We start from the raw sequence: 12,905 nt of genomic DNA, 5'->3' as shown, positions 1-12,905 counted from the left end.
GTGGCCGGCCCAGACGGCGTGGGCACCTCAGGAGGAAAGGAAGAAGTATCACATGGAGACAATCAGAATCGAAAAAACAACTTGCCCGAAAGAAAAACCAGGCAAAGATAACCCGTTGACATTTGGAACCATATTTACGGATCATATGTTTGAAGTGGATTACGAAGAGGGGAAGGGCTGGTATGACCCCAGGATTGTGCCTTATCACAAGCTGGAACTGGATCCATCTTCCATGGTATTCCATTACGGACAGGAGATGTTTGAGGGCTTAAAGGCATACAAGGCAGAGGATGGCAGGGTGTTGCTGTTCCGTCCGGATAAGAATATTGAGCGTGCCAACAGGAGCAACCGCAGGCTTTGCATCCCGGAGATTCCCGAGGATTTATTTTTAGAGGGATTAAAAATGGTCGTAAGCGTGGATCAGGACTGGATTCCCACAAAGCCGGGAACCTCTCTTTATATCAGGCCCTTTGTGATTGCCACCGATCCATTCTTAGGGGTCAGGCCCTCCTATACCTATAAATTCATGATTATTTTATCTCCAGTGGGGGCTTATTACGCCAGCGGTCTTGATCCGGTTAAGATCTGGATCGAGGATGAATATGTGAGAGCGGTAAAGGGCGGCATTGGCGAGGCAAAGACCGGAGGAAATTACGTTGCTTCCCTGGCCTCCCAGGTAAAGGCCCATGACGAGGGTTACTCCCAGGTGTTATGGCTTGACGGCGTTCACAGGAAATACATCGAGGAAGTAGGAGCCATGAACATCTTCTTTAAGATCAACGGCGTGGTCATTACACCGGAGTTAAATGGAAGCATTCTTCCCGGCGTTACCAGGGATTCTGTCATTGCCCTGTGCAAAAAATGGGGTGTGGCTGTTGAAGAAAGGAAGGTCTCCGTTGAAGAGGTGGTTGCTGCGGCAAGCTCCGGAGCAATGGAAGAGTGTTTTGGAACAGGAACGGCGGCCGTTATATCCCCGGTTGGTGAACTTCGGTTTGAGGAAGACAGAATGTCTGTGGGAGGCGGAAGGATCGGGGAACTGACCCAGAAGCTTTATGATTCCATTACCGGTATCCAGCTTGGGGAGGCAGAAGGGCCAAAAGGCTGGACCGTGGAAGTAAAATAAAATCTGACAAAACCTACCCGGCGGAGCTGATGAAAAGGCGCCGCCGGAAGCTTTGAGAAAAAGCAGAAAGAAAAAGGGAGCCTGATATGACAGCGGTACTGATAAAAGCAGGTGCATTTGTATCAATTATTATTATGGGGTACCTGCTCAAACGGGCAGGTTTTTTTCAGGCAAAGGATTTTTATCTGGTTTCCAGAATCGTGATCAAGATCACTCTTCCGGCGGCCATTGTTTCTAATTTCAGCAGGATCACTATGGATTATTCCATTCTCTTCATATGCGGGATCGGTTTTTTGTGCAATTGCGTGACCGTTGCCGCCGGGTATGGGATGTATGCTGCAAGGCCAAAGGAAGAAAAGGCTTTTGCAATGCTCAACCTGTCCGGATATAATGTGGGAAACTTTACTATGCCCTTTGTTCAGAGTTTTTTAAGTCCAATGGGATTTGCGGCCACAAGCCTGTTTGATGCCGGAAATGCCGTTATGTGTACCGGAATGACCTATACACTGGCCAGCATGGTCATAGGAGAGGAAGAAAAGCCTTCCGTAAAAAAGGCGGTGCTCAAGTTGTTTTCCTCGGTACCTTTTGATGCCTATGTCATTATGACTGTTTTAGGCATATTAAATATAAAGCTGCCTTCTGTCCTGATCAGCCTTGCAGACACGGCAGGCGGAGCCAATGCGTTTCTTGCCCTTTTAATGATTGGCATCGGCTTTGAGATCCGCATGGAAAAGGAAAAGATTGGGCACATTCTCAGGATATTAGGGGCACGGTACGTTATCGCGGTTTTAATGGCAGTTGGATTTTATTGTCTCACTCCCTTTGGGCTGGAGGTGCGGCGGGCGCTGGCCATTGTGTCCCTTGGCCCTGTGTCATCGGTGGCCCCTGCCTTTACCGGAGCCTTAAAGGGAGATGTGGAGACTGCAAGCGCCATCAATTCCCTGTCAATCGTGGTCAGCATAGCTGCGATTACGGCAGCCCTGATCATCCTTTTATGAAATTTTTTTCATGACGCTTGACAAACTGCTTAACCGTGCTATAATCTAAACTTATAAAGCAATATTGAGAAAGCAATGACAAGACCAGTATCATATCAGGAAAGGCCAGAGAGAGGCGCGTTTGGTGGAAGCGTCTTACAGGAATGATATGAGAAGACCAGCTTGGAGCGTCCCTTAATGGGGAACGGTGACTCCGTTATCGTCATAAGAAGTGGTTTGGACATTTATTTTGTCCACTCAAAAAGGGTGGAACCGCGATTTTTTTGAATAGAATCGTCCCTTTCTGTATGGAAACATATGGAAAGGGGCTTTTTTTATTTCCGCGAACTATGAAGCAAAGGGAAATACCCCTTGCCAACAGAACATGACACAATAATATGTAAAGGAGATTGATGGTAAATGAAGATTACATTAAAAGACGGTTCAGTCAAGGAATATGAACATGCAATGTCAGTGATTGACATCGCTTCGGATATAAGCGAAGGCCTGGCTAGAAATGCCTGTGCAGGCGAGGTGGATGGAAAGGTTGTGGATTTAAGGACCGTTATTGACGGAGACTGCGGTTTAAGCATTCTCACTGTCAACGATCCGGCAGGTCTTTCCGCTTACCGCCATACGGCAAGCCATATCCTGGCACAGGCTGTAAAAAGGCTGTATCCTCAGGCAAAACTTGCAATCGGACCTTCCATTGAAAATGGCTTTTATTATGATTTCGATATCCCTTCCTTTTCAAGAGAAGATCTGGATAAAATCGAAGCTGAGATGAAGAAGATCATAAAGGAAGGGGCAAAAATTGAACGCTTTACCCTTCCAAGGGAAGAAGCAATTAAATTCATGGAGGAAAAGGGCGAGCCTTATAAGGTGGAGCTGATCCAGGATCTTCCGGAGGAAGCGGAGATTTCCTTCTACCGGCAGGGAGAGTTTACCGATCTTTGTGCAGGGCCACACCTGGTGAGCACAAAATCCATTAAGGCATATAAGCTCACTTCTTCCTCAGGAGCATACTGGAGGGGCAGTGAGAAAAATGCCATGCTGACCCGTGTATATGGCACTGCTTTTGCCAAGAAAGAAGAGCTGAATGAATACCTGGAATATCTGGCAAACATTAAGAACCGGGATCATAACAAGCTGGGCCGTGACTTGGAGATTTTCACTACGGTCGATGTAATCGGCCAGGGACTTCCTCTTCTGATGCCCAAGGGTGCAAAGATTGTCCAGGCCTTACAGAGATGGATTGAGGATGAGGAAGAGAAGCGGGGCTATATGAGAACAAAGACTCCTCTCATGGCAAAGAAGGATTTATACATCATTTCCGACCATTGGGATCACTATAAGGAAGGGATGTTTGTTCTGGGAAATGAGGAAACCGATGATGAGGTATTCGCCCTCCGCCCAATGACCTGCCCATTCCAGTACTATGTTTACAAACAGAGCCAGAAATCCTACCGTGACCTGCCATGCAGATACGGCGAGACTTCCACCCTGTTCCGCAATGAGGATTCCGGCGAGATGCATGGATTGACCCGTGTCCGCCAGTTTACCATTTCCGAAGGCCATTTGATCGTACGTCCTGACCAGATCGAAGAAGAGTTTAAGGGCTGCGTGGATCTGGCAAAATACTGTCTCACAACCCTTGGCCTGGAAGGCGATGTAACCTACCAGATGTCCAAGTGGGATCCCAACAAGGCAGACCACTATCTGGGTACACCGGAAATGTGGGATGAAGTGGAAGACATGATGCGCAAGATCCTGGACCACATCGGAATCCAGTATACAGAAGTTAGCGGAGAAGCGGCATTTTACGGACCAAAGCTGGATATTCAGGCAAAGAATGTATACGGCAAGGAAGACACCATGATCACTATCCAGCTTGATATGTTCCTGGCAGAGCGCTTTGATATGACCTTTGTGGATAAGGATGGAACAAAAAAACGTCCTTATATCATCCACAGAACGTCCATGGGCTGCTATGAAAGGACCCTGGCATGGCTGATTGAAAAATACGAAGGAGCATTCCCTACCTGGTTATGTCCGGAGCAGGTGCGCGTTCTTCCTATTTCTGAAAAATACCATGAATATGCGGGAAAGGTTGCGGCTCAGTTAAAGGAAAACGGCATTCTTGCAACGGTCGACGAACGTGCGGAAAAGATCGGATACAAGATCCGCGAGGCGCGTCTGTCAAAGCTTCCCTATATGCTGGTAGTAGGGCAGAAGGAGGAGGAAGATGGTGTGGTATCTGTACGCAGCCGTTTCAACGGCGACGAAGGACAGCGCCCGATTTCCGATTTCATTGATGATATCTGCCGGGAAATCCGTACAAAGGAAATCAAAAAGGTAAATGTAACAGAAGAAACAAAATAAATAGAAACTGTCATGGCTTATGAAAAAACGGAAGGAACACCCTGGGTCATACTGATACGTCTCATAAAGCATGAACCGTAAGGGAGAGGGAATGTTTGTGAGAATATTTTCCTTCCCCGGTGCGCATACTAGTCCTGGAACATCATCTTAAGTAAGAATGCCAGGAGGAAATAAGCCATGACAAAATTAGACTGTAATGTAACAAGCTGTCTTCACAATTCCGATAATTATTGTTGCAAGTCTGCCATCATCGTAGAAGGGAACCAGGCAAAGGATACCTATGATACTTGCTGCGGAAGTTTTGACGAGAACAAGGACGGTTCCTTCCGTAACTTATTCAAGACTCCGGAAAGCCGTCTGGAGGTGGACTGCGAGGCTGTCAACTGTGTTTACAATGAAGGCCGCCACTGTTCAGCAGAGCACATCGGAATCGCAGGAGACGGTGCCAGTGCATCGGAGCATACCGAATGCTCAACCTTTAAAACCAGATAAGCATGTAAAATAAAATGCGCCAGGAGAGTTCCTGACGTATTTTATTTTAGGCAGGCTGCCGGTCATAAAACCATGACAAAGGTTCCGGCTGTAATCAGAAGGATTCCTATGAGCTTTTTAATGGTAAACTGCTCGTGAAGAATGAGAAAGGCCAGAATGACGGTAAGGACAATGCTCAGCTTATCCACGGGAACTACCTTGGAAGCCTCTCCTATTTGAAGGGCTTTGTAATAGCAGATCCAGGAAAGGCCGGTAGCAAGGCCGGACAGGATGAGAAAAAGCCAGCTTTTTTTACTGATTTCCAAAAGTCCGGTATGAGCCCCTGTGAAAAAAACGATTATCCAGGCCATCAGCACCACGACAATCGTCCGGATGGCCGTGGCCAGATTGGAATTGACTCCTTCGATTCCCATTTTAGCCAGAATGGATGTGAAGGCAGCAAAAATGGAAGAAAGAAGAGCTAAAATAAACCACATAAAATGCCTCCTGCTAATTTTATTTTATTATATATTATGATTGTAGCGCTGACCATAGAAAGCTGCAAGGAAAACTTTAAACGGAAAAGTTGGAGGTGCTTTGGAAAAATATGTTGACAGACAGATAAATATATAGTATCATGATAGAAGTTGTGAAAACAGCAAACAGGAAAGTAGGTATCCGCCTCACCACGGCACGAGTAAGTGTCCCTGGTTCATAGCCTTTAGTACATAGGTGTACTGTGTAGAGACTTTGGTGGTGGATAGCGTTTGTCTATCTATTTTTTTTTATGCCTATGGGCAAGCAATGTGGATTCCGACCAACACACACAATATGATGGAGGTGCACGACAATTAGCGATTTAATGATTAATGAACAGATCAGAGATAAGGAAGTTCTGTTGATTGGTGAAAACGGAGAAAAAATGGGAATTATGTCTACCAGAGACGCTTTACAGCTTGCAAAGGAAGCAGAGCTCGACTTGGTAAAAATTGCTCCGACTGCAAAACCACCGGTTTGTAAGATTATCGATTACGGTAAATATCGTTACGAACTGGCAAGAAAAGAAAAAGAAGCTAAAAAGAAACAGAAGGTAATCGAAGTAAAAGAAGTTCGTTTATCTCCGAACATTGATACGAATGATTTAAATACAAAGATGAGCGCCGCAAGGAAGTTCCTCGAAAAGGGAGATAAAGTAAAGGTAACCTTACGTTTCAGAGGTCGTGAAATGGCGCACATGTCAAAGTCAAGATATATTCTGGATGATTTCGCTGAGAAGTTAGCCGATATCGCGACCATTGACAAGCCAGCCAAGGTGGAAGGAAGAAGCATGATTATATTTTTAAATGCAAAACGCCAGTAGAACATTATCAAGGAGGAAAATACAATGCCTAAATTAAAAACAAGCAAATCGGCTGCAAAACGTTTCAAAGTTACAGGAACAGGAAAGCTTGTAAGAAATAAAGCTTACAAATCTCACATCTTAACTAAGAAATCAACTAAGAGAAAAAGAAACCTTAGAAAAGATATTGTTACGGATGCAACCAATGCAAAAGTAATGAAGAAGATTTTACCATATTTATAGGATCTTAAGTTAAGAAGGAGGAAAAACCGATGGCAAGAATTAAAGGCGGTATGAACGCTAAGAAAAAACATAACAGAGTGTTAAAGATGGCTAAAGGCTACAGAGGCGCTCGTTCCAAACAGTATAGAGTAGCAAAGCAATCAGTAATGAGAGCATTAACAAGCTCCTATGCAGGCAGAAAAGAAAGAAAGAGACAGTTCAGACAGTTATGGATCGCACGTATCAACGCTGCAGCACGTATCAACGGCGTATCTTACAGCGTATTTATGCACGGCTTAAAGTTAGCTGGAGTTGATTTAAACAGAAAAGTTCTGGCTGACATGGCAGTGAATGACGCAGAAGGCTTCGCTAAGTTAGCAGAGCTGGCGAAAGCAAAAGTGGCTTAATCGGATATTCAAACCTCGGAAACCTTGTGTTTACGGGGTTTTTTGATGTCCGAAAATAAGGGGAAATGGGTAATTAGAAAAGTAATGATGCTATTTCTTTAAATGTTTGAAAATGATAGTGGACAAACCATTAAGGTTATTTGCAAAATAGGATTTAACGTATTAGTACACATTGGAAACTCCATATTGATCGTTGACAAAATGCGATGTATTATAAGGTGAGGATTGTTGATAGAGCGGGAGGCATAAAAATGCGAGAGTATTTTATGAAAACAAAACGAATCGGTTTTTCAAGGTGGAATGCTGCTGATCTGGATTTGGCTTTTCAGCTATGGGGAGAAAAAGAAGTCACTCAATTTATATGTGCTGCCGGAAGTCTTACAAGTCAGGATATCATCAACCGGTTAGATACAGAGATTCATAATGATAAGGTATTTCATATACAGTACTGGCCTGTTTTTGAGCTTGTTACAGATGAATTGATTGGCTGCTGCGGAATTCGGCCTTTTAAGTCCGAAACACATTCCTATGAAATTGGTTTTCATCTGCGGAAAAAATACTGGGGAATGGGATATGCCTGTGAGGCTGCGAAAGCCGTCATAGATTACAGTTTTACTATCTTAAGAGCAGGTAAGCTCTATGCAGGACATCACCCCCAAAACAAAGCATCAGAAAAGCTCTTGGTGAAACTGGGATTTCATTATATCGGAAAAAATTATTATAAACCCACAGGATTGTATCATCCGTCCTATGAGTTAATGAACCATGGATCAAGAATATGATCTTAGGAAACACAAATACATAAACTATCAACTGTCAATATGGGTTGGTAGTTTTTTGTCTGGGTAAGGAGATGGAGTAAGAAAATCAACAAGAGAACGAAGTAAGGTGCGGGACTGGAAGGTAAAAAGCAAAGCCTGACTATATTTAGTCAGGCTCTACCAAAGATTGCACGAATGTGGCTAAACATTCATATACACTATAACACATAATAATGCATATTTCAAGCATAATAATGTATTTTTATTCATTTATAAAAATGTATCAGAGAGAGCGATATAAACGAAGAGATTTTGATTAAGTATTTCGATGCCAAGGCCTGGGTGAAGTTTCTTCGGGAGCTTCTGCAAAAGAAGCGGGATCATTGGGATGGGTTGAGAGAATAAGACTGTAACTGGCGGTAAACCATGCCTTGCAAGCGATGATACAGGCTGCCGTGGAGTTCTCTGCCGTTGATATCTTTTGCGTCCGTCTCTATTCCAAATGCTCCCATACCTATCACCTGCAATATATTTTGTTTGCTCTAGTCTGCGGTCCTTTTTTCTCTGGTGCTCTGAGTCTGCTTTTATATAGTAGAAATAACCAGTTCCTTCCTATTAAAAAGCTGATTAAAATGGATATATATAAATCTGCCATATATCTGTAATATACAAAAACGGCAGGAACCCCTGTAAAATGAAGATATAAATCCAAAGTGGCTTAATCGAGTTTATATGTCCTGTAAACCTGGTGATTACAGGGTTTTTCTTTTTACTGGCCCAGGGACAGGCAGACACTTTAGTTCTATCAACCTTGAATGGCCTGCCGGTATTTAATATAAATGCCGGCACTCAGGGCGACTTCCCGGCATTCACATCTCTTCTGGCGGTCCCATATAATAAAATATAAAATCAATAAATGAGGTGTCAATATGAGTGGTTTTTGGGGCGGATGTAATAATAACTGCAGACGTAATTGTAACAATAACTGCGGCTGTAATTCTAATAATAATTGCAACAATAATTGCGGATGTGATTGCGAAGAAGAAAAAGACGAATGCGAAAAGGAAAGAAGAGAAGCTTATTGTGCAGGTTTTCGGGATGGCTGCAACAGTGCTGCCCGTTGGCGCAACGATGATGATTGCGGATGCAATTAATGCAGGAAAAGAAATAAGCATGCAGGAAACTTAAGTTTCCGTTTTGGAATATGACGCTGCTGCAGGTGTTTGAATACCATCTTAGGAAATATGAACCGTTTAATGATGTGACTGCCCACAGAAAAATATGATAAGGCCATAGAAGTTTTAACGATAGAATAGCCCCGTGACATTTGTCTGCGGGGCTATTTTATTGGGGAGAGGAGGCGATGGAAGCAAATGCGCAAGATCCTGTTCCGGGAATTTCAATAAAACCAATGATTTATCTGAAAAAATTTAGCTAACCTAAAAGATATTGACAAGCATGTGAAAAATGAATGATTTTATATATAGTGTCTTATATATGCCCGGGATAATGGCCTGAGCGTCTCTATCCTACTTCCGAAATGTCAGGGTTACAAAGATAGCGTGTTTATCTTCCTTTTAACTTCGGGAGTCATTTTTTTGCAAAAAGCTGAAATACCAAAAAAGGAGAAGGGATATGAAAAGTAACTCAGAAAACAGTGTGAACAATATTTACAAGCTGGATGGCCGTGTGCCGTTGGGGAAGGCCATACCATTTGGTTCGCACCATCACAGGAAAGATAATATCCACATTCCTGAAGATAACCGTGCCATAAGAAAGAAAAAGATAAAAAATGATAGAATATGATTGACTTTGAAAAAATAGGGTGTTATATTAAAGCCATAGAACACAAGCGGCATTTTCAAGGTCATATTAAGCAGAGAAGGAGGCGCTGGAGTGAAAAAGAAAATTAACATTGACGGTGCACAGAATGTAGAGGTATCAAAACCGATTCCCAGTGAAAAAACACCCCAGGAGCAGCTTGCTATCATGGAAGCGTATACAAAGGCACATAAGGACAGTAAGGGAATGGATAAGGCGAGAAGAGAAATTAATTGCCTAAAGACGATTTTTCCGGTACTGTTCCGCTCTATAGAATGTGATGATCTGTTGGCAGGCAGGCTTGATTTCCTGCCAATCGGCTTTGGCAGCGTTACAAGTATTGGCGGCGTTGGCCATTATTGTGTATTCCACAAGCTGAGGGCATTTAAGGAATTATTATCAATAGAAGAAAAAGAAAGAGCGGATGCTCTCTATGATTACTGGCAGGACCATGACACCAAGACAATTTACTGCCAGGATGTGCTTACAGAGGACACCATCGGAAGATTTATTGACTGTTCTTATCCCCTGATGGCGACAGCCAGATTATCAGGGATGATGCTTAACTATAAAAAGCTGATGAAGTATGGATTGGAGGGCTTAAAGGAGCTGATCCGTTCAAGAGAACAGAATGAATTTCTGGAATGCAGTTATGAAAGTATCTGTCTTTTGCAGTCGGTAATTGACCGGCAGATTGAGCTGGTGAAAGAGGCAGGAGCCAATGCAGAAACCTCCCGTTTGAAAGATCTGGAACTGATGGAGGCAGATTTATATTATATTAAAGAGAACAAACCTTCTACCTTTCATCAGGCTTTGCAGCTCTTCTGGATTTATGCTCTTTGTGCCGGAGTTATTAATTATGGGCGGCTGGATGACGTATTAGGCCCATTTTTGCAACATGATTTAGATTGCGGAACCATTGATGAGGAAGAAGCCTGCCGATACTTAAAATCCTTATGGAAAATGATTGAAAACAGGCGTACCACGGTTAATGGACGGATTATTGTAGGCGGCACAGGGCGGGAATATCCGAAAGAAGCAGACACTTTTGCCCGTATTTGTATGAGAGTATGCAAGGAGACTCGTTATGTGGAGCCTCAGTTTACCCTGCGCTTTTGCAAGGATACTCCGGAAGATATTATGGACATGGCTTATGACTGCATCGGAAGCGGTGCTACATATCCGACCTTATACAACGATGATGTGAATGTTCCCGCTGTAATATATTCCATGGGTGTGGAACGGGAAATTGCAGAACAGTACGTACCTTTTGGATGCGGTGAATTCGTTATTCAGGGAAAGAGTGTAGGAACTCCCAATATCCTGCTGAATCTTTTGAAAATCCTGAATATCACTTTAAACGGCGGACTGGATCCCATGGATGGGAAAAGGAAAAGCGGACCTGTGGAGATTCCCGACTGTTCTGAATTTAAAACCTTTGAGGAACTGTATGGAAAATACAAGGAACTGCTGGATTATTACTTTGATTTAAGCGTACAGGGCCAATGCCGTTCTTATGAAATTATGAATGAAAAAGTCTCCTTTTTGTTCACTTCCATTTTAATGGATGATTGCATCAACCGAGGGAAGGCAGTGTTGGAGGGCGGGGTGGAAATCCTTGGCGGAACCAATGAAACATACGGAAATATCAATTCCAGCGATGCGCTTTGGGCGATCAAAAAGCTGGTATATATAGATGGAAAGTACAGCCTCAGTGAACTGCACCAGGCACAGCTTGCTGATTTTGAAGGATATGAGCGGATCCGAAAAGACTTATTGGATCAGGATAAATATGGAAATGATAAGACGGAATGTGATGAACTGGCAAATGACCTGTATGAATTTGTAGCAAAAGGTGTCCGCCAGCGCGGCATCGACTGGAGCATGGGTTATTTTCTGATCGTCATTTCAAACAATCAGACAAATACGGACTGGGGACATCAGACCTTTGCCAGCCTGGATGGAAGGAAAACGGGAGTTTACTTAAATCCGGCCAATAATCCCCAGGGCGGAGCGGCAAAGAACGGGCCTACCGCCTGCCTGAATTCTCTGGCGAAATTCAAGGCAAAATATCACGGAGGAAGCGTACAGAATATGAAATTTACGCCTGGGATGTTTAATAAGGACAGAAAAAAAATAAGGATGATGTTTGATACATATTTTAAGAAAGGAGGCTGCCAGCTCATGGTGACCGTTGTGGACCGGGGCGTTCTTGAGGAGGCCCGGAAGAATCCCCAGAACTATCCGGATTTGATTGTGCGGGTGGCCGGTTACAGCGCAGTTTTTGTAAACCTGACAAAGGATATCCAGGAAGAGTTGCTGAGCAGGGCTTTGTATGATTAAGGTGACCCATATTGAACGCTTTGCGACTCACGACGGGCCGGGAATCCGCACCACTATTTTCTTAAAGGGCTGTTCCCTGTATTGCCCATGGTGTGCCAATCCTGAAACCCAGACTCTTTATCCGGAGCTGTTGTACAATAAGTCAAAGTGTATGGGATGCCGCATGTGTGAAAATGTCTGTGAGAGCAAGTCCATTTCCTTTGATGAAAATGGGAATTTTCATTATGATAGAAACTTATGCACGGATTGTCTGGCCTGTGAGAAGAGTTGCCTGTATAATGCCATTGAATTCCATGGAAAAGAGATGGAGCTGGACTTCATTATGGAAGAAGTGATGAAGGATAAGGATTATTATGATAATTCTGAAGGCGGAGGGATCACGGTCAGCGGCGGAGAACCTTTTGTACAGTTGGAGGGACTCCTTGCGATCCTCAAGGCGAGCCGGGAAAGAGGATTGAACACAGCAGTGGAAACCACTGGAAATTATCCTTTAAAGACTTTAAAAACGGCTGAACCGTATATTGACCATTTTCTATATGATTTTAAGCATTTGGATGACAAAGTGTTAAAAGAGGTCACAGGAGGAAATGGACAGCAAATAAAAGAAAATCTGAAATATCTGATAGAAAAGGATGGGGATAAGGTCAATGTGCGCATGCCCGTTATTCCAGGCTTTAACTTTGATTCAGAGCTGATAAAAAAGACTTTGAGATATCTGCAGCAATTAGGAGTAAAAAAAGTAAATCTTCTTCCTTATCATACCCTTGGAAAAGCGAAGTATGAGAAAATGGGAAGGGTTTACCCTATGGCTGAAAAAATGATCTATGAAGAAGACCTGGAAGAATATCATCAATACGCACTGAAGCTTGGATTGGAATCTAAAATCGGAGCATAGATATGGCTGGACAGGAAGGACCGGGATTTTGGGTCCTTTTTGTCTTGATGGCGGATTTTGAGACGTTTTGTTACAAAATTTAAAAATATTCGAAGAAATATGTTCAAAAAAGATATTTTATGATAAAATATTAAAAACAGGATTAAGGTATGAGGAGGTGTTAC

The 12,905-nt window shown here is 43.3% G+C and carries 13 protein-coding genes and 1 other annotated feature; of the genes, 12 read left to right on the top strand and 1 reads right to left on the bottom strand.

What is annotated here, in order from left to right:
- Positions 1–52: 52 nt before the first annotated feature.
- From ACYVD3_RS15845 to ACYVD3_RS15830, 4 genes are all read left to right on the top strand, one after another.
- The gene (locus tag ACYVD3_RS15845) at positions 53–1,123 is read left to right on the top strand and encodes a branched-chain amino acid aminotransferase (protein WP_460643447.1); all 1,071 of its coding nucleotides are present in this window, start codon (positions 53–55) and stop codon (positions 1,121–1,123) included.
- Positions 1,124–1,209: 86 nt separating this feature from the next.
- The gene (locus ACYVD3_RS15840; protein ID WP_460643446.1) at positions 1,210–2,121 is read left to right on the top strand and encodes an AEC family transporter; all 912 of its coding nucleotides are present in this window, start codon (positions 1,210–1,212) and stop codon (positions 2,119–2,121) included.
- 66 nt (positions 2,122–2,187) lie between these two features.
- Positions 2,188–2,405: a binding site (T-box leader), on the top strand.
- Positions 2,406–2,520: 115 nt separating this feature from the next.
- A complete protein-coding gene (thrS, locus tag ACYVD3_RS15835; RefSeq protein ID WP_460643445.1) occupies positions 2,521–4,482 on the top strand; it encodes a threonine--tRNA ligase in 1,962 nt (653 codons plus the stop codon).
- Between the two features lie 177 nt (positions 4,483–4,659).
- Positions 4,660–4,974: a DUF1540 domain-containing protein gene (locus tag ACYVD3_RS15830; RefSeq protein ID WP_460643444.1), complete on the top strand. Its 315-nt coding sequence runs from the start codon at positions 4,660–4,662 to the stop codon at positions 4,972–4,974.
- A gap of 62 nt (positions 4,975–5,036) precedes the next feature.
- Here the strand turns inward: ACYVD3_RS15830 and ACYVD3_RS15825 are convergent, their stop codons facing one another.
- A complete protein-coding gene (locus ACYVD3_RS15825; RefSeq protein ID WP_460643443.1) occupies positions 5,037–5,450 on the bottom strand; it encodes an EamA family transporter in 414 nt (137 codons plus the stop codon).
- A 365-nt stretch (positions 5,451–5,815) separates the two neighbouring features.
- Here ACYVD3_RS15825 and infC point away from each other — a divergent pair, with 365 nt between their 5' ends.
- From infC to ACYVD3_RS15785, 8 genes are all read left to right on the top strand, one after another.
- A complete protein-coding gene (gene infC / locus ACYVD3_RS15820) occupies positions 5,816–6,313 on the top strand; it encodes a translation initiation factor IF-3 (protein WP_460643442.1) in 498 nt (165 codons plus the stop codon).
- Positions 6,314–6,337: 24 nt separating this feature from the next.
- Positions 6,338–6,535, top strand: coding sequence for a 50S ribosomal protein L35 (gene rpmI, locus ACYVD3_RS15815; RefSeq protein WP_013272956.1), 198 nt, complete (start codon positions 6,338–6,340; stop codon positions 6,533–6,535).
- Between the two features lie 29 nt (positions 6,536–6,564).
- A complete protein-coding gene (gene rplT / locus ACYVD3_RS15810) occupies positions 6,565–6,921 on the top strand; it encodes a 50S ribosomal protein L20 (protein WP_460643441.1) in 357 nt (118 codons plus the stop codon).
- A gap of 251 nt (positions 6,922–7,172) precedes the next feature.
- On the top strand, positions 7,173–7,703 hold the full coding sequence (locus tag ACYVD3_RS15805; protein WP_460643440.1) for a GNAT family N-acetyltransferase: 531 nt from the start codon (positions 7,173–7,175) through the stop codon (positions 7,701–7,703).
- Positions 7,704–8,615: 912 nt separating this feature from the next.
- On the top strand, positions 8,616–8,870 hold the full coding sequence (locus ACYVD3_RS15800; protein WP_460643439.1) for a hypothetical protein: 255 nt from the start codon (positions 8,616–8,618) through the stop codon (positions 8,868–8,870).
- Between the two features lie 447 nt (positions 8,871–9,317).
- Positions 9,318–9,488 (top strand): hypothetical protein, encoded by a 171-nt coding sequence (locus ACYVD3_RS15795; protein WP_460643554.1) that lies wholly within the window; start codon positions 9,318–9,320, stop codon positions 9,486–9,488.
- Positions 9,489–9,578: 90 nt separating this feature from the next.
- The gene (locus ACYVD3_RS15790; RefSeq protein ID WP_460643438.1) at positions 9,579–11,846 is read left to right on the top strand and encodes a pyruvate formate lyase family protein; all 2,268 of its coding nucleotides are present in this window, start codon (positions 9,579–9,581) and stop codon (positions 11,844–11,846) included.
- Positions 11,839–12,741 carry a glycyl-radical enzyme activating protein gene (locus tag ACYVD3_RS15785; protein WP_460643437.1) on the top strand — a complete coding sequence of 301 codons (903 nt, stop codon included), beginning with the start codon at positions 11,839–11,841 and terminating at the stop codon, positions 12,739–12,741. The genes ACYVD3_RS15790 and ACYVD3_RS15785 overlap by 8 nt, the downstream gene beginning before the upstream one ends.
- Positions 12,742–12,905 lie beyond the last annotated feature (164 nt).

The organism is Lacrimispora brassicae (assembly GCF_054772055.1).
The sequence above is the reverse complement of the archived record's forward strand: the minus strand, read 5'-3'. Positions and strand labels throughout refer to the sequence as shown.